Consider the following 15189-nt stretch of genomic DNA (forward strand, 5'->3'; position numbering starts at 1 on the left):
GAAGCTGCGCTTCGCCATCCGTGAAGGCGGCCGGACCGTCGGCGCGGGCGTTGTGTCCAAGATCACCGAGTAAGCGTTCGCTTCACTCGACGGCAATCGCCAGAATTAGCCCCGGAGCCTCGCTCCGGGGCTTTTTCGTGCGCGGTGATTCTGTTGGCTTGCGGGTGAGCGTTCCCCGAGACGCAGATTGATCTGCTGAGATCTGTTGTTTAACCGCGGGCGAACAGGTACACAGACCTTGTCAGCGCCGAGTCACTCGTCGCGCCAGACGCCGAGGCGTCGTTTAAGCTCTTTGACAGCCCGACAGGGCGATCAATTCCCCGTCTATGCGCGATGCGCACCTGGCGAAGAGTTTAAACTGCCGAAGTGGTGGTGAATCTTGTGGCAGGGTGTTGACGGGGAGGGGCGGAGCGCGTATTGCACGGTCCCTCTGATGAGCTGGCAGTGCCGACAGGCAAACGCAGTTCTTCGAAGCGAAAAAATTTGGATTGCAAGAGCTGCCGGGGCGATCGTTCCCTTTGCGCGGCTCTTGTGCATGTTGGGACCGGACCGATGGCGCAACAAAACATCAGAATCCGCCTGAAGGCGTTCGACCACCGCGTGCTCGACACTTCGGCGCGTGAGATCGTTTCTACCGCAAAGCGCACCGGCGCGAACGTGCGTGGACCGATTCCGCTGCCGACGCGGCTGGAGAAATTCACTGTTCTGCGCGGTCCGCACGTCGACAAAAAGTCGCGCGAGCAGTTCGAAATCCGCACGCACAAGCGGATGCTGGACATCGTAGACCCCACTCCTCAGACCGTGGACGCGCTCATGAAGCTCGACCTGTCTGCTGGCGTGGACGTCGAGATCAAGCTGGGAGCGTAAGGCCATGAAGCAGGCTGCATCCATGCGCACGGGCCTTCTGGCCAAGAAGCTGGGCATGACCCGCATCTTCACCGAAGATGGCGATCATGTGCCGGTGACCGTGCTGTCCCTGGACGGGCTCCAGGTGGTCGCACAGCGCACCTCCGAAACCGATGGCTACACCGCGGTCCAGCTGGGCGCGGGCAAGGCCAAGGCCAAGCGCACCTCCAAGGCGCTGCGCGGCCACTTCGCAAAGGCTTCTGTGGAGCCCAAGCGCAAGCTGGTTGAATTCCGCGTGCCGGAAGACGCACTGATCGAAGCGGGCGCTGAGCTTTCCGCCGAGCACTTTGTGGTCGGTCAGAAAGTGGACGTGTCCGGCACCTCGATCGGTAAGGGTTTTGCTGGCGGCATGAAGCGTTGGAACTTTGGTGGTCTGCGCGCCTCGCACGGCGTGTCGATCTCTCACCGTTCCCACGGTTCGACCGGTCAGTGTCAGGACCCGGGCAAGGTCTTCAAGGGCAAGAAGATGGCCGGTCATCTGGGCGCCGAGCGGGTCACCGTTCAGAGCCTTGAGATCGTGCGCGTCGACGCCGAGCGCGGCCTTGTGCTCGTAAAGGGCGCCGTGCCGGGCTCCAATGAGGGCTGGGTCGAGATCCGCGACGCCGTCAAGGGCGTTGGCGCTTCGGACCTGCCGTACCCGGCCAAGCTGATCGAAAAAGCCGAACCGGCTCCGGCCGAGGCTCCGGCTGAGGCTCAAGAAGCCCAGGACGAAGGGGCTAACTGATGAAACTCGATGTTGTGACGCTCGACGCCGGCAAGGCCGGCTCGATTGATCTCTCCGATGCCGTGTTCGGCATTGAAGAGGTCCGCGCGGACATCCTCCAGCGCGCCGTCAAGTGGCAGCTGTCGCGCCGTCAGGCCGGCACCCACCGGACGAAAGAGCGCGGTGAGATTGCCCGCACCAAGAAAAAGTTTGGTCGCCAGAAAGGCGGCGGTGGCGCCCGTCACGGTTCGCGCAACGCCCCGATCTTCGTGGGCGGCGGCGTGGCCCATGGCCCGCGCGTTCGCTCCCACGCGACCGAGCTGCCGAAGAAAGTGCGCGCCCTGGCGCTCAAGCACGCCCTGTCCACCAAAGCCGGCGCCAAGCAGCTGGTGATCCTGGACGAGGCGCGTCTTGATGAAGCCAAGACCAAGGCCCTGACCGAGAAGTTCTCCAAGCTGGGCTGGTCGAACGCGCTGATCATTGATGGCGATACGCTGGACGAGAACTTCGCCCGCGCCGCCCGCAACATCCCGCTGATCGACGTTCTGCCGGCGCAAGGCCTGAACGTTTACGACGTGCTGCGTCGTGACGTGCTGGTCCTGACCAAGGCGGCTGTCGAGAAGATCAACGAGCGGCTTGCGCCGCAGGAGGCTGCGTAACATGCCCGCTGCTCGCCATTACGACACCATTCTGTCGCCGGTGATCACCGAGAAGGCGACCATTCTCTCTGAAGAGAACAAGGTCGTCTTCCGCGTGCCGCTGTCTGCGAACAAGAAAGACATCGCCGAAGCGATCGAAGAGCTGTTCAAGGTCAAAGTGAAGGCCGTGAACACCATCGTTCAAAAAGGCAAAACCAAACGTTTCCGCGGCATTGCGGGCAAACGTGATGACGTCAAAAAGGCGGTTGTGACCCTGGAAGAGGGCCACTCCATCGACGTCAGCACCGGCCTGTAAGCGCGCAGAGGAGAGAGACCCATGGCTCTGAAGACTTTCAAGCCGACCTCGCCTGGCCGCCGCGCTCTCGTGCTGGTGGACAAGTCCGAGCTGCACTCCGGTCGTCCGGAAAAGACCCTCGTTGAAGGTCTGACCAAATCCGGCGGTCGCAACAATACCGGCCGCGTGACGTCTCGTCGTCGCGGCGGCGGCGCCAAGAAGCTGTACCGCGTCATCGACTTCAAACGTCGCAAGTTTGACGTGCCGGCGACTGTTGAGCGTCTGGAATACGACCCGAACCGCACCGCTTTCATCGCACTTGTTAAGTACGAAGACGGCGAGCTGGCCTATATCCTGGCTCCGCAGCGTCTGTCTGCTGGCGACACCGTCGTCGCAGGTGAGCGCGTGGACGTTAAGCCGGGCAACGCCATGCCGCTCAAGGCGATGCCGGTCGGCACCATCATCCATAATGTTGAGCTCAAGCCGCTCAAGGGTGGGCAGATCGCCCGTTCCGCCGGCGCTTACGCTCAGCTGGTGGGCCGCGACGCCGGTTACGCTCAGGTTCGCCTGATGTCTGGCGAGCTGCGTATGGTGCACCAGGACTGCATGGCGACCGTTGGCGCGGTTTCCAACGCAGACCACCTGAACACGAACCTGGGTAAAGCTGGTCGCAAGCGTCACATGGGCAAGCGCCCGGCGGTTCGCGGCGTGGCCATGAACCCGGTGGATCACCCGCATGGTGGTGGTGAAGGCCGCACCTCGGGCGGTCGTCACCCGGTCACCCCGTGGGGCAAGCCGACCAAGGGCCGCAAGACCCGGTCGAACAAAGCCACTGACAAATTCATCATTCGCTCGCGCCACGAGCGCAAGAAACGCTAAGGGACGGCTGCGCCATGCCTCGTTCTGTCTGGAAAGGTCCGTTTGTCGACGGATACCTCCTGAAGAAAGCCGAAGCTGCTCATGACGGCGGCCGCAAGCATGCGATCAAAACCTGGTCGCGCCGCTCGACGATCATGCCGCAGTTTGTGGGTCTGACCTTCCAGGTCCACAACGGCAACAAGTTCATTCCGGTTCTCGTCTCCGAAGAGATGGTCGGTCACAAGTTGGGCGAATTCGCTCCGACCCGGACCTATTACGGCCACGCGGCGGACAAGAAAGCCAAGAGGAAGTAAGCGATGGGCAAGGCTGCAAATCCCCGCCGCGTCGCGGATAACGAAGCGCGCGCAAAGCTGCGGATGCTCCGTATCAGCCCGCAGAAGCTCAACCTCATTGCCCAGCTTATCCGGGGCAAAAAGGTCGAGCGTGCTCTGGCTGACCTGGAATTCTCGCGCAAGCGCCATTCCGCCGACGTCAAGAAGGTGCTCGAGAGCGCCATCGCCAACGCGGAAAACAACCACGGTCTGGACATCGACTCCCTGGTCGTTTCCGAGGCCTATGTGGGCAAAAACCTGGTCATGAAACGCTTCCGCGCCCGTGCGCGTGGTCGCGGCGCCAAGATCCTGAAGCCGTTTTCTGAGCTGACGATCGTCGTGCGTGAAGTTGAGGAGGCCGCCTAATGGGTCAGAAGGTTAATCCGATCGGCCTGCGCGTCGGCATCAACCGCACCTGGGAATCGCGTTGGTTCGCCAAGGGCGAAGAGTACGCCGACCTGCTGCACGAAGACCTGCGCATTCGCGAGTACCTGAAAAAGGAACTCAAGAACGCGTCCGTGTCGCGCATCATCATCGAGCGCCCGCACAAGAAATGCCGCATCACCATTCACACGGCGCGTCCGGGTGTCGTGATCGGCAAGAAGGGTGCGGACATCGAAAAGCTGCGCCGCAAGGTCTCGAAGATGGTTGAGGGCGAAGTGTTCCTGAACCTCGTCGAAGTGCGCAAGCCGGAAGTCGACGCGACCCTGGTCGCCGAGAGCGTGGCTCAGCAGCTCGAGCGTCGCGTGGCGTTCCGCCGCGCCATGAAGCGCTCGCTGCAGACCGCCATGCGCATGGGCGCCCTGGGCTGCAAGATCATGTGCGGCGGCCGTCTGGGCGGCGCAGAGATCGCACGCGTCGAGAAGTATTCGGAAGGTTCGGTTCCGCTGCACACCCTGCGTGCGGACATCGACTATGGTTTCGCTGAAGCCAAGACCGCGATGGGCATCATTGGCATCAAGGTCTGGATCTACAAAGGCGAGATCCTGGAACATGACCCGATGGCGCAAGAGCGTCGCATGCTCGACTCTGGCGAGCAGCGCACCCGCTCTGGCCGTCAGGCAGCGTAAGCGGAACGAGGGAGTAGCATCATGCTTCAGCCGAAGCGCACCAAATTCCGCAAGGCGCACAAAGGCCGCATCCACGGTCAGGCCAAAGGCGGCTTTACGCTGAACTTTGGCTCCTATGGCCTGAAAGCGGTCGAGCCTGAGCGGATCACCGCCCGCCAGATCGAGGCGACCCGTCGTGCGATTACCCGTCACATGAAACGGGCCGGTCGCGTGTGGATCCGGGTGTTCCCGGATCTGCCGGTGTCCAAGAAGCCGACCGAAGTCCGGATGGGTAAAGGTAAGGGCTCGCCGGAATACTGGGTGGCCAAAGTCAAGCCGGGCCGGATCATCTTCGAGATCGACGGTGTTCCGGATGATGTGGCACGCGAAGCGCTGCGCCTGGGCGCCGCCAAGCTGCCGATCAAAACCAAGGTCGTCACCCGTCCGGGTGAGTAAGAGGAGGGAAGAATGAAAGCCGAAGACGTCCGCGCATTCAGCGACGATCAGCTTCAGGACGAACTCCTCAAGCTGAAAAAAGAACAGTTCAACCTGCGTTTCCAACAGGCCACCGGCCAGCTGGAAAACACTGCGCGCTTTAAGCAGATCCGCCGGGACATCGCCCGGGTCAAAACGGATCAGCGCCGCCGCGCGCTTGAAAATTAAGGGGGCTTGGGTCCATGCCGAAGCGCATCCTTCAAGGCGTCGTGGTGAGCGACAAGCAGGCTAAAACCGTGATCGTGCGTGTTGAGCGCACCTTCCTGCACCCCCTGCTGCGCAAAACTGTGCGCCGTACGAAGAAATATCACGCCCACGACGAGTCGGGCGCGATCAAAGTTGGCGAGCGTGTCCAAATCCAGGAATGCTCTCCGAAATCGAAGCTGAAGCGGTGGGAGGTCGTCTCCGAGCAGGCGTAAGCCGGTTCGTGGATGATCCACTGATAACGGAGGATCGCGATGATCCAGATGCAAACCAATCTGGACGTGGCCGACAATTCCGGGGCCCGCCGCGTGCAGTGCATCAAAGTGCTGGGCGGCGCCAAGCGCCGCTACGCCGGCGTCGGCGACATCATTGTCGTCTCGGTCAAGGAAGCCACGCCCAAAGGCCGCGTTAAGAAGGGCGACGTTCGTAAGGCCGTCGTCGTGCGCACCGCTCGCGACATCAAGCGTCGCGACGGCAGCGTCATCCGTTTCGACGGCAACGCGGCTGTTATCCTGAACAACAACAACGAGCCGGTCGGCACCCGGATCTTTGGCCCGGTTCCCCGTGAACTGCGCGCCAAGAACCACATGAAGATCGTCTCGCTCGCGCCGGAGGTCCTGTAACCATGGCTGCGAAGATCAAAAAGGGCGACAAGGTCATCGTTCTGACCGGTCGCGACAAAGGTAAGACCGGCGAGGTCACCCAGGTTCTTCCCAAGGAAGATCGCGTGGTGGTTTCGGGCGTGAACGTGGTCAAGCGCCACCAGCGTCCGTCCCAGACGACCCCGGGCGGTATTGTTGAGAAAAACGCGTCCATCCACGTCTCCAACGTGGCTCTGGCCGATCCGAAAACCGGCGAAGCCACCCGTGTGGGCTTCAAGGTCGAAGACGGCAAGAAAGTGCGCGTGGCCAAGAAATCCGGTGAGGTGATCGATGGCTGACGTTGCTGAATACGAACCGCGCCTGAAGACGAAATACCGCGAGGAAATCCGCGCGCGTCTGAAGGAAAAGTTCGGTTATGCGAACGAGATGATGATCCCGCGCCTGGACAAGGTCGTGATCAACATGGGCGTTGGCGAAGCGGCTCAGGATTCCAAGAAAATCCGCGGCGCGCTTGCTGATCTGGAAGCCATCTCCGGCCAGAAGCCGGTTGGCACTGTCGCCAAGAAATCCATCGCCGGCTTCAAGCTGCGCGAGGAACAGGTGATCGGCGCCAAGGTGACCCTGCGCAAGGATCGTATGTTCGAATTCCTTGATCGCCTGGTGACCATTGCTCTGCCGCGCGTCCGCGACTTCCGCGGTCTGAACGGCAAGAGCTTCGATGGCCGGGGCAACTATGCGATGGGCCTTAAAGAGCACATCGTGTTCCCCGAGATCGACTACGACAAGGTTGAGAAGATCCGCGGTATGGACATCGTCGTCTGCACCACGGCCCGCACCAACGAAGAAGCGAAGGCCCTGCTGGCCGAGTTCGACTTTCCGTTCTCGAACTAACGCAGCAGGAGAGCGGGACCGTGAGGGTCTCGCACGCGAGGAGAAAACTGAATGGCTAAGAAGAGTGCAGTCGAACGCAATCTCAAGCGCCAACGCCTGGCTCAGCGTTTCGCCGCCAAGCGTGAAGCATTGAAAGCGATCGCACGCGACACGGACAAGCCGGTTGAAGAGCGCTTTGCTGCGCAACTGAAACTGGCCTCGCTGCCGCGCAACTCGGCGCCGACCCGCATCCGTAACCGATGCCAGGTGACCGGTCGCCCGCGCGCGTATTACCGCAAGCTGAAGATGTCGCGTATTGCGCTGCGTCAGCTGGCCAGCCACGGGTTGATCCCGGGCATGGTCAAGTCGAGCTGGTAGGAGGGATTTAGATGTCCGTGAACGATCCTCTCGGCGATATGCTGACCCGTATCCGCAACGCGCTGATGCGCAAGCGGAACAACGTGGTGACCCCGTCCTCCAAGCTTCGCGGCCGCGTGCTCGAAGTGCTTCTGGAAGAGGGCTTCATCCGCGGTTACACCGAGACCACCGACGCCAAGGGCTTCAAGCAGTTCGAGATCGAACTGAAGTACCATGAAGGCCAGCCGGTGATCTCCGACATCAAACGCGTGTCCAAGCCGGGCCGTCGCGAATACCGCAAGGTGCGCGATCTGCCGCTCGTCATGAACGGCCTGGGCATCGCCATCATTTCGACCCCGCAAGGCGTTATGAGCGACGCAGCCGCGCGCTCCAACAATGTCGGCGGCGAAATCCTTTGCCACGTCAGCTAGAGACAGGGAGGCCAGAACTATGTCGCGTCTAGGCAAACTGCCTGTCGAAATCCCCAACGGTGTGACGGCCAACGTCACCGGGACACAGGTGTCGGTCAAAGGTCCGAAAGGCGAACTCAGCTTCGAAGCGCCCGCATGCGTGCGCCTCAAGCAAGAGGACAACGCCATCTCGGTCGAAATGGCTGAAAATTCCAAATTTGCGAAAGCCATGTATGGCACCGCACGCGCCCGCATCAAAAACATGGTGCACGGCGTGACCGAGGGCTTCAAGAAAGACCTCGAGCTGATCGGTGTCGGTTATCGCGCACAAATGCAGGGCACGGACCTCAAGCTGTCGCTCGGTTTCTCCCATGACGTTGTCTACACCCCGCGTGCGGGCGTGAAGATCGCAACGCCGAAGCCGACCGAGATCTCCATTGAAGGTCCCGATGCTCAGACCGTGGGTCAGACCGCGGCGGAAATTCGTGAATTCCGTCCGCCGGAGCCTTACAAAGGCAAAGGCGTGAAGTATTCGAACGAATATGTCCGCCGTAAGGAAGGCAAGAAGAAGTAAGGGGCCAGGCGATGAAAAATGCTGCAGAAACCATGCGGCGCCGCGCTCAGCGCACGCGCACCCGGCTCCGCAAAATGGGCAACGGCCGTCCGCGACTGTCGGTCTTCCGTTCGTCCAAGAACATCTACGCCCAGATCATCGACGATGCGAACGGCGTGACCCTGGTGTCGGCCTCCACCATGGAGAAAGACAACAAGATCACGACCAGCGGCGTCGAGGCCGCTGCCGAGGTTGGCAAGCGCGTCGCCGAACGGGCGAAGGAAAAAGGTTTGACCGAAGTGGTGTTCGACCGCGGCGGTTACATCTTCCACGGGCGTGTGAAAGCGCTCGCTGACGCCGCTCGCGAGGGCGGTCTGAACTTCTAAGGAGCGAACGCATGGCACGAGAAGACAATCGCGGCCGCGATCGCCGCCGCCGGGACGACGACAACGCCGAACCGGAACTGGTCGACAAGCTGGTCCAGATCAACCGTGTCGCCAAAACCGTGAAAGGCGGCCGGAACTTCCAGTTCGCCGCACTCGCGGTGGTCGGCGATCAGAAGGGCCGTGTCGGCTTCGGACAGGGCAAGGCGCGTGAAGTGCCGGAAGCCATCCGCAAGGCGACCGAAGAAGCCAAGAAGATGATGGTGCGCGTGCCGCTGCGTGAAGGCCGCACCCTGCACCATGATGCAAAAGGCCGTTGGGGCGCCGGCAAGGTGATCCTGCGTTCCGCACCTCCGGGCACCGGTGTTATCGCCGGCGGTCCGATGCGTGCGGTGCTGGAATCGCTCGGCGTTCAGGACGTGGTCGCGAAATCGACCGGTTCGTCCAACCCGTACAACATGGTTCGCGCCACGTTCGAGGCTCTGAAGGCCCAGAACAGCCCGCGCACCGTGGCCGCCAAGCGTGGCATCAAGGTCGCGGATCTGGTCGAGCGTCGCCAAGATGGCGCCAGCTCGCCGGAAGCCATCGAATCCTAGGAGGGACGCATGGCTGACATGAAAACCCTGGTGGTGCGCCAAACCGGTAGCCCCATCCGTCGTCCGAAGGACCAAGGCGCAACCCTGAAGGGTCTGGGCCTCGGCCGTATCGGCCGCGAGCGCGAGCTTGAGGACACCCCGTCCGTGCGGGGCATGATCCGCAAGGTCGCCCACATGGTTGAGATCGTGGAGGAGCGCGGTTAATCCGCGTCCTCTCACCAAGGAGACAAACGATGCGCTTGAATGAACTGCGCGATAACGACGGCGCGACGAAGTCGCGTATGCGTGTCGGCCGTGGCATCGGCTCTGGCAAGGGCAAAACCGGCGGACGCGGCGTTAAAGGCCAGAAGTCTCGCTCGGGTGTCGCCATCAAGGGCTTTGAGGGCGGTCAAATGCCGCTCTATCAACGTCTGCCCAAGCGCGGCTTTAACAAGCCGAACCGCCTGGCTTTCGCTGAAGTGACCCTGGCCCGACTGCAAGCCGCTGTGGACGCTGGCAAGCTCGACGCGAAAGCGCCGGTCGATGCTGACGCCCTCATCAAGGCTGGCGTCATACGCCGCGCCAAGGACGGCGTGCGCGTGATTGGCGGCGGTGAGCTGAAAGCGAAACTTGAGCTGACGGTGGCCGGCGGCTCCAAGCCGGCGATCGAAGCAGTGGAAAAAGCAGGCGGTAAAGTCACCGTCCTCGCCAAATCCACCAACGATCAGTCCGAATAAGCTAGCGTTGAGATGGACCGCTTCCTAACTGGAAGCGGTCCCTCCGCGCTTTGAGGGCTTTCTCAGGGAGCATCCGACCGATATGGCGTCAGCCGCTGAACAGCTCGCCCAGAACATGAATTTCGGGGCGTTCGCCCAAGCGAAGGAGCTGCAGAAGCGCATTCTGTTCACGCTCCTGGTCCTGGTCATTTATCGTATTGGCACCTTCGTGCCTGTGCCGGGCATCGACCCTTCGCAATTTGCGCTTGCCTTCGAGCAGCAAAGCCAGGGCGTGCTGGGCATGTTCAATATGATGTCCGGCGGCGCCGTTGAGCGTATGGCGATCTTCGCGCTGAATGTGATGCCCTACATCTCGGCTTCCATCATCATGCAGCTCATGGCGGCGACGATCCCGTCTCTTGAGCGCCTGAAGAAAGATGGCGGCGAGCAAGGTCGCAAACAGATCAACCAGTACACCCGGTATCTGACCGTGGTTCTGGCCGGCGCCCAGGCGTTCGCCATCGCCATCGGCATGCAGACGGTTACTGACGGGGCATCCATCGCCATCAATCCGGGACCGTTCTTCCTGATCACGACTGTCACCACGCTTGTGGGCGGCACCATGTTTCTGCTGTGGCTGGGTGAGCAGATCACCGCCCGCGGCGTGGGCAATGGCGTATCCCTGATCATCTTTGCCGGCATTGTGGCCGAGCTTCCGCGCGCGCTCGTCAATGCGCTGCAGGCGGGCGCCTCGGGCAGCATTGCCGGTCCCGTGATCATCGCCATGCTGGTCGGGATCATCGTCGTGCTGGCCTTCGTGGTCTTCATGGAACGCAGCCAGCGTCGTCTGCTGATCCAGTATCCCAAGCGTCAGGTGGGCAACCGCATGATGGGCGGTGAATCAAGCTTCCTACCGCTCAAGCTGAACACGGCGGGCGTGATCCCGGCGATCTTCGCCTCGTCACTGCTGCTGCTGCCGGCCACCATTCAGGGCTTCTCTCAGGCAGGGCCCGAGTGGCTGGGCAATATCGTGGCCATGCTTGGCCCGGGGCAGCCGCTGTTTCTGGCCTTCTACGCGGCCATGATCATCTTCTTCACCTTCTTCTACACGTCCCTTGTCTTCAATCCGGAAGAAACCGCGGACAATCTGAAGAAGTATGGCGGTTTCCTGCCGGGCATCCGTCCTGGCAAGCGTACGGCCGAGTACCTGGACTATGTGCTCACGCGACTGACCGTTATCGGCGCTGCGTATCTGACTTTGGTCTGTGTTCTCCCCGAGTTCCTGAAGGCGCAAGTTTCGGGCATCCCGTTCTACATTGGCGGCACCTCGCTGCTGATCGTGGTGTCGGTGACGCTCGATACGGTTGGTCAGATCCAGTCCCATCTGCTGGCCCACCAGTATGAAGGCCTGATCAAGAAGACCAAACTGAAGGGGCGCAAGCGATGAACCTGGTCATGTTCGGCCCGCCGGGGGCGGGGAAGGGCACCCAAGCCAAGCGTCTTGTTGCGGACTATGGATGGCTTCAGCTGTCCACTGGCGACATGCTCCGCGCCGCGATTGCGGCCGGCAATGAACTCGGCCGCAAGGTCAAGGACATCATGGACCGTGGCGATCTGGTTTCCGACGAGATCGTCATCGCCCTGATCGAGGAACGCCTGCCGGAGGCTGAAATCGCCGGCGGCGCCATATTCGACGGTTTCCCGCGCACCGTGGCCCAGGCCCAAGCGCTGGACGAACTTCTGGCCTCACGCGGCTCGCAGATCGACAAGGTCGTGCGGCTCGTGGTTGACCAGGACGAGCTGGTGACGCGTATGGAAAAGCGCGCCGCCCAGGAAGGCCGCGCCGATGACACCGTCGAGGCGTTCAAGGTTCGGCTCGAGAATTACAACGCCCAGACCGCGCCGCTGATTCCCTATTACGAGGGGCAGGGCAAACTGTTTGACGTGGACGGCATGGGTGAGATGGACGAGGTTGCTGCACGCATTGCAGCTGCACTCGACCAATAAAGAGCAGCTTCCAGATCAGTCTGGTCTGGAAAAACAGGACGGGTGGCTTCCCATCGCGGTTGACGCGACAGGTGAGCGCCTATAATAAGCGCCCTTCGCTCGCAGGGGCAGACGTTGAGATAAGCGCCGCCAAATCGGTTGCGCTCTTTCAGCGTCTTCTGCTGCGAAGGCTGATGAGACAAGGAGAGCGTCGTGGCACGTATCGCCGGCGTCAACATTCCGACTAACAAGCGCGTCACGATCGCGCTGCGCTATATCCACGGCATCGGCCCGGCTATGGCGGCGGAAATTTGTGAAAAGGTGGGTATTCCCGCCGAGAAGCGTGTGAGCCAGCTCACCGACGCTGAAATTCTGCAGATCCGTGAAGCTATCGACGCGGGTTACACCGTGGAAGGCGATCTTCGCCGTGAAGTCGCGGTGAACGTGAAGCGTCTGATGGATCTGGGCTGCTATCGTGGTCTGCGTCACCGTCGCGGCCTTCCGGTCCGCGGTCAGCGCACGCACACCAATGCGCGCACCCGTAAAGGCCCGGCCAAGCCGATCGCCGGCAAGAAGAAGTAAGGAACGAGGGTAATGGCAAAAGAACCGTCCCGCGTCCGCCGCCGCGAGCGCAAGAATATCACGGCTGGCGTCGCGCACGTGAACGCCAGCTTCAACAACACCATGATCACCATCACCGATGCCCAGGGGAACGCGATTTCCTGGTCGTCGGCTGGCGCCATGGGGTTCAAGGGCTCGCGTAAATCCACGCCGTATGCTGCGCAGGTGGCTGCTGAAGATGCAGGCCGCAAGGCGCAAGAGCACGGCGTCAAGACGCTTGAAGTCAAGGTCTCCGGCCCGGGTTCGGGGCGTGAGTCCGCACTTCGTGCGCTGCAGTCTGTCGGTTTCACCATCACGACGATCCACGACGTGACCTCGATTCCGCACAATGGCTGCCGCCCGCCGAAGCGCCGCCGCGTCTAAATTCTTTCAGCGTTTGAGGCGCTGATTGACGACTTTGGTCCGGCGCGCAGCCTTCTGGCTGTCGCGCCGCACGCCTGAAGGGGTGATGTCCGTGATTGAAAAGAACTGGCAGGAACTGATCCGCCCGATGAAGCCGGAAATCCAACCTGGCTTTGATCCGGTGCGCCAAGCCAAGATCATTGCTGAGCCGCTCGAGCGCGGCTTCGGCATGACGCTGGGCAATGCGCTGCGCCGCATTCTGCTGTCCTCTCTGCAGGGCGCGTCGATCACGGCGGTGCAGATTGATTCCGTTCTGCACGAGTTTTCGTCCATCAAGGGCGTGCGGGAAGATGTCACCGACATCATCCTGAACCTCAAGCAGGTCGCTCTGCGCATGCACGGCGAAGGTCCCAAGCGCCTGACCTTGAAAAAGCAGGGCCCGGGCGAAGTGACCGCCGGCGACATCGAAGAGACCGCTGACGTCGAGATCATCAACAAGGATCACGTCATCTGCACCCTCGACGAGGATGCGGATGTGCGCATGGTCCTGACCGTGAACACCGGCAAGGGCTATGTCCCGGCTGACCGCAACCGCCCAGAAGACGCCCCGATCGGCCTCATCGGCGTGGACGCGCTCTACAGCCCGGTCAAGCGCGTCGCCTATCGCGTGGAAAACACCCGTGAAGGCCAGGTGCTGGACTATGACAAGCTGATCCTGGAAGTCGAAACCAACGGTGCTGTGACCCCAGAGGACGCAGTGGCCTATGCGGCTCGCATCCTGCAGGACCAGTTCCAGATCTTCGTGAACTTCGAAGAGCCCTCCGAAGCCCGTGCGGCCGAGGACGACAAGCCGGAGCTGGACTTCAACCCGGCCCTGCTCAAAAAAGTCGACGAGCTGGAACTGTCTGTGCGTTCGGCGAACTGCCTGAAGAACGACAACATCGTCTATATCGGCGACCTCATTCAGAAGTCCGAGGCGGAAATGCTCCGCACCCCGAACTTCGGTCGCAAATCGCTCAACGAGATCAAGGAAGTTCTCGCACAGATGGGTCTGCATCTGGGCATGGACGCGCCGAACTGGCCGCCGGAGAACATCGAAGATCTCGCCAAGAAATATGAGGATCAAATCTAGGAGGCGCGCCGCGAGGCGTCCCTAACCGGGATTGAAGGAGAAAACCGATGCGTCATGGCGTCGCCCACCGCAAGCTTAACCGCACCTCGACTCACCGTCGCGCCATGTTCGCCAACATGGCCGCATCGCTGATCGAGCACGAACAAATCGTCACCACCCTGCCGAAGGCCAAAGAGCTCAAGCCGATCATGGACAAGCTCATCACCCTGGCCAAACGCGGTGATCTGCATGCTCGCCGTCAGGCGATCTCCAAGATCCGCAACAAGGATCAGGTGGCCAAGCTGTTTGAAACCCTCGGCCCGCGCTATGAAGACCGCCAGGGTGGCTACACCCGCGTTCTCAAAGCCGGCTTCCGTCATGGCGACAACGCCCCGATGGCTGTGATCGAGCTGGTTGACCGCGATCCCGAAGCCAAAGGCGCCGCCGACCGTGCGCGTGAAGAGGCTGTCGAGGGCGCTGAAGACTAAGGTCTTCACCTCATCGAACATGAAAAGCCCCGCTCATCTGAGCGGGGCTTTTTTGTATCTCAGTCCGGCTGCTCTGGGGGCAGGGGCGGCAGTCCCAGCGCCTGGCGCGCCTTGCTCCGATGGTCATCGGTGATCGCGCCCCCAACTTGCAGGATGATCGTGGTGAGCACCGTGCCGTCATCGGCATAGCCGATCAGCCCGAGGAAGTCGGGAATGATGTCGAAGATCCACAGGAAGTACAGCAATCCCAGGGCGAGGGCGGCCCGGACCTTCAGAGGCGCGTTCGGGTCACGCATGGCGTAATAGGCGGCGACGAGGTCTTCCAGAAAGGGGATCTGACGCGCGACGCGCTGGACTTTGGGCCAGAAATTGGCTTCCACCTTGGCTTCATCGCGCTCGAATTCGGCCTCTGTCCGTGTGGACGCTTCCTCGACCCGCTGCCTGGCCAGCTCTTCCGCCCGGTCAAGCGCCTTGGTGCGGCCCTCCTTGTAGAGCGGCGCATACGCCTTTTCGGCGCGCGACTGGATATTCTCAAGGGCCTTGTCACCCTTGCCGCGTCTGAAGATGAAAGTCTCGATCCGGTTGCGCATGATGCATCCCCCTTGGGGCAGTATACCCTGTTTGAAACCAAGCGCTGCGACGATCTTGCGAAACCGTAATTGCTCAGCCTCTGTTCAGGCCGCTTGTGTGATCCT

At 61.4% G+C, this 15189-nt stretch carries 29 protein-coding genes; 28 read left to right on the forward strand and 1 reads right to left on the reverse strand.

All coding sequences use genetic code 11. From position 1 onward, the window contains the following. From RBA95_RS08955 to rplQ, 28 genes are all read left to right on the forward strand, one after another. A partial coding sequence (locus tag RBA95_RS08955) for a hypothetical protein (protein ID WP_306016658.1) occupies positions 1-73 on the forward strand: 73 nt, incomplete at its 5' end. Positions 74-552: 479 nt separating this feature from the next. Next, the gene (rpsJ, locus tag RBA95_RS08960; protein WP_009801138.1) at positions 553-867 is read left to right on the forward strand and encodes a 30S ribosomal protein S10; all 315 of its coding nucleotides are present in this window, start codon (positions 553-555) and stop codon (positions 865-867) included. 22 nt (positions 868-889) lie between these two features. Further along, on the forward strand, positions 890-1630 hold the full coding sequence (rplC, locus tag RBA95_RS08965; RefSeq protein WP_306016659.1) for a 50S ribosomal protein L3: 741 nt from the start codon (positions 890-892) through the stop codon (positions 1628-1630). Next, a complete protein-coding gene (gene rplD, locus RBA95_RS08970) occupies positions 1630-2268 on the forward strand; it encodes a 50S ribosomal protein L4 (protein ID WP_306016512.1) in 639 nt (212 codons plus the stop codon). Before rplC ends, rplD begins: the two co-directional genes overlap by 1 nt. Position 2269: 1 nt before the next feature. After that, the gene (locus RBA95_RS08975) at positions 2270-2563 is read left to right on the forward strand and encodes a 50S ribosomal protein L23 (protein ID WP_009801135.1); all 294 of its coding nucleotides are present in this window, start codon (positions 2270-2272) and stop codon (positions 2561-2563) included. A 21-nt stretch (positions 2564-2584) separates the two neighbouring features. Beyond that, positions 2585-3421, forward strand: coding sequence for a 50S ribosomal protein L2 (gene rplB, locus RBA95_RS08980; protein WP_306016513.1), 837 nt, complete (start codon positions 2585-2587; stop codon positions 3419-3421). Between the two features lie 14 nt (positions 3422-3435). Further along, positions 3436-3714 (forward strand): 30S ribosomal protein S19, encoded by a 279-nt coding sequence (rpsS, locus tag RBA95_RS08985; protein ID WP_306016514.1) that lies wholly within the window; start codon positions 3436-3438, stop codon positions 3712-3714. A 3-nt stretch (positions 3715-3717) separates the two neighbouring features. Beyond that, on the forward strand, positions 3718-4098 hold the full coding sequence (gene rplV, locus RBA95_RS08990) for a 50S ribosomal protein L22 (RefSeq protein WP_022699737.1): 381 nt from the start codon (positions 3718-3720) through the stop codon (positions 4096-4098). Continuing rightward, complete coding sequence (gene rpsC / locus RBA95_RS08995) at positions 4098-4802, forward strand: 30S ribosomal protein S3 (RefSeq protein WP_306016515.1); 705 nt, start codon at positions 4098-4100, stop codon at positions 4800-4802. Before rplV ends, rpsC begins: the two co-directional genes overlap by 1 nt. Positions 4803-4823: 21 nt before the next feature. Continuing rightward, a complete protein-coding gene (gene rplP / locus RBA95_RS09000; RefSeq protein WP_306016516.1) occupies positions 4824-5237 on the forward strand; it encodes a 50S ribosomal protein L16 in 414 nt (137 codons plus the stop codon). Positions 5238-5249: 12 nt separating this feature from the next. Further along, positions 5250-5444 (forward strand): 50S ribosomal protein L29, encoded by a 195-nt coding sequence (rpmC, locus tag RBA95_RS09005; protein ID WP_107712992.1) that lies wholly within the window; start codon positions 5250-5252, stop codon positions 5442-5444. A gap of 14 nt (positions 5445-5458) precedes the next feature. Next, a complete protein-coding gene (gene rpsQ / locus RBA95_RS09010) occupies positions 5459-5695 on the forward strand; it encodes a 30S ribosomal protein S17 (RefSeq protein WP_306016517.1) in 237 nt (78 codons plus the stop codon). 39 nt (positions 5696-5734) lie between these two features. Then, the gene (gene rplN, locus RBA95_RS09015; RefSeq protein WP_009801127.1) at positions 5735-6103 is read left to right on the forward strand and encodes a 50S ribosomal protein L14; all 369 of its coding nucleotides are present in this window, start codon (positions 5735-5737) and stop codon (positions 6101-6103) included. Between the two features lie 2 nt (positions 6104-6105). Then, positions 6106-6420, forward strand: a complete 315-nt coding sequence (rplX, locus tag RBA95_RS09020; protein WP_306016518.1) for a 50S ribosomal protein L24 — start codon at positions 6106-6108, stop codon at positions 6418-6420. After that, positions 6413-6973 carry a 50S ribosomal protein L5 gene (gene rplE, locus RBA95_RS09025; RefSeq protein ID WP_306016519.1) on the forward strand — a complete coding sequence of 187 codons (561 nt, stop codon included), beginning with the start codon at positions 6413-6415 and terminating at the stop codon, positions 6971-6973. The genes rplX and rplE overlap by 8 nt, the downstream gene beginning before the upstream one ends. A gap of 51 nt (positions 6974-7024) precedes the next feature. Beyond that, positions 7025-7330: a 30S ribosomal protein S14 gene (gene rpsN / locus RBA95_RS09030; protein WP_022699730.1), complete on the forward strand. Its 306-nt coding sequence runs from the start codon at positions 7025-7027 to the stop codon at positions 7328-7330. A gap of 11 nt (positions 7331-7341) precedes the next feature. Next, positions 7342-7740 (forward strand): 30S ribosomal protein S8, encoded by a 399-nt coding sequence (gene rpsH / locus RBA95_RS09035; RefSeq protein ID WP_306016520.1) that lies wholly within the window; start codon positions 7342-7344, stop codon positions 7738-7740. Between the two features lie 19 nt (positions 7741-7759). Beyond that, entirely contained in the window at positions 7760-8293 is a 534-nt protein-coding gene (rplF, locus tag RBA95_RS09040) for a 50S ribosomal protein L6 (RefSeq protein ID WP_306016660.1), read from the forward strand. Positions 8294-8304: 11 nt separating this feature from the next. Further along, entirely contained in the window at positions 8305-8658 is a 354-nt protein-coding gene (rplR, locus tag RBA95_RS09045) for a 50S ribosomal protein L18 (RefSeq protein ID WP_306016521.1), read from the forward strand. An 11-nt stretch (positions 8659-8669) separates the two neighbouring features. After that, positions 8670-9251 carry a 30S ribosomal protein S5 gene (rpsE, locus tag RBA95_RS09050; protein ID WP_009801120.1) on the forward strand — a complete coding sequence of 194 codons (582 nt, stop codon included), beginning with the start codon at positions 8670-8672 and terminating at the stop codon, positions 9249-9251. A gap of 9 nt (positions 9252-9260) precedes the next feature. Further along, positions 9261-9455, forward strand: a complete 195-nt coding sequence (gene rpmD / locus RBA95_RS09055) for a 50S ribosomal protein L30 (protein WP_306016522.1) — start codon at positions 9261-9263, stop codon at positions 9453-9455. 29 nt (positions 9456-9484) lie between these two features. After that, positions 9485-9967, forward strand: a complete 483-nt coding sequence (gene rplO, locus RBA95_RS09060) for a 50S ribosomal protein L15 (RefSeq protein WP_306016523.1) — start codon at positions 9485-9487, stop codon at positions 9965-9967. Between the two features lie 82 nt (positions 9968-10049). Then, entirely contained in the window at positions 10050-11393 is a 1344-nt protein-coding gene (gene secY / locus RBA95_RS09065) for a preprotein translocase subunit SecY (RefSeq protein WP_371933600.1), read from the forward strand. Continuing rightward, positions 11390-11953, forward strand: coding sequence for an adenylate kinase (locus RBA95_RS09070; RefSeq protein ID WP_306016524.1), 564 nt, complete (start codon positions 11390-11392; stop codon positions 11951-11953). Before secY ends, RBA95_RS09070 begins: the two co-directional genes overlap by 4 nt. Positions 11954-12145: 192 nt before the next feature. Beyond that, positions 12146-12514, forward strand: a complete 369-nt coding sequence (rpsM, locus tag RBA95_RS09075; RefSeq protein ID WP_009801115.1) for a 30S ribosomal protein S13 — start codon at positions 12146-12148, stop codon at positions 12512-12514. Positions 12515-12526: 12 nt separating this feature from the next. Next, positions 12527-12916: a 30S ribosomal protein S11 gene (gene rpsK / locus RBA95_RS09080; protein WP_009801114.1), complete on the forward strand. Its 390-nt coding sequence runs from the start codon at positions 12527-12529 to the stop codon at positions 12914-12916. A gap of 91 nt (positions 12917-13007) precedes the next feature. Continuing rightward, positions 13008-14027 (forward strand): DNA-directed RNA polymerase subunit alpha, encoded by a 1020-nt coding sequence (locus RBA95_RS09085; protein ID WP_348764665.1) that lies wholly within the window; start codon positions 13008-13010, stop codon positions 14025-14027. A 47-nt stretch (positions 14028-14074) separates the two neighbouring features. Further along, positions 14075-14494, forward strand: a complete 420-nt coding sequence (gene rplQ / locus RBA95_RS09090; protein ID WP_306016525.1) for a 50S ribosomal protein L17 — start codon at positions 14075-14077, stop codon at positions 14492-14494. A 59-nt stretch (positions 14495-14553) separates the two neighbouring features. On the opposite strand, the gene RBA95_RS09095 is transcribed toward rplQ, so the two are convergent. Continuing rightward, positions 14554-15084, reverse strand: a complete 531-nt coding sequence (locus tag RBA95_RS09095; RefSeq protein ID WP_306016526.1) for a YkvA family protein — start codon at positions 15082-15084, stop codon at positions 14554-14556. Positions 15085-15189 lie beyond the last annotated feature (105 nt).

The sequence above is a fragment of the Oceanicaulis sp. MMSF_3324 genome (assembly GCF_030733545.1).
Taxonomy (GTDB): domain Bacteria; phylum Pseudomonadota; class Alphaproteobacteria; order Caulobacterales; family Maricaulaceae; genus Oceanicaulis.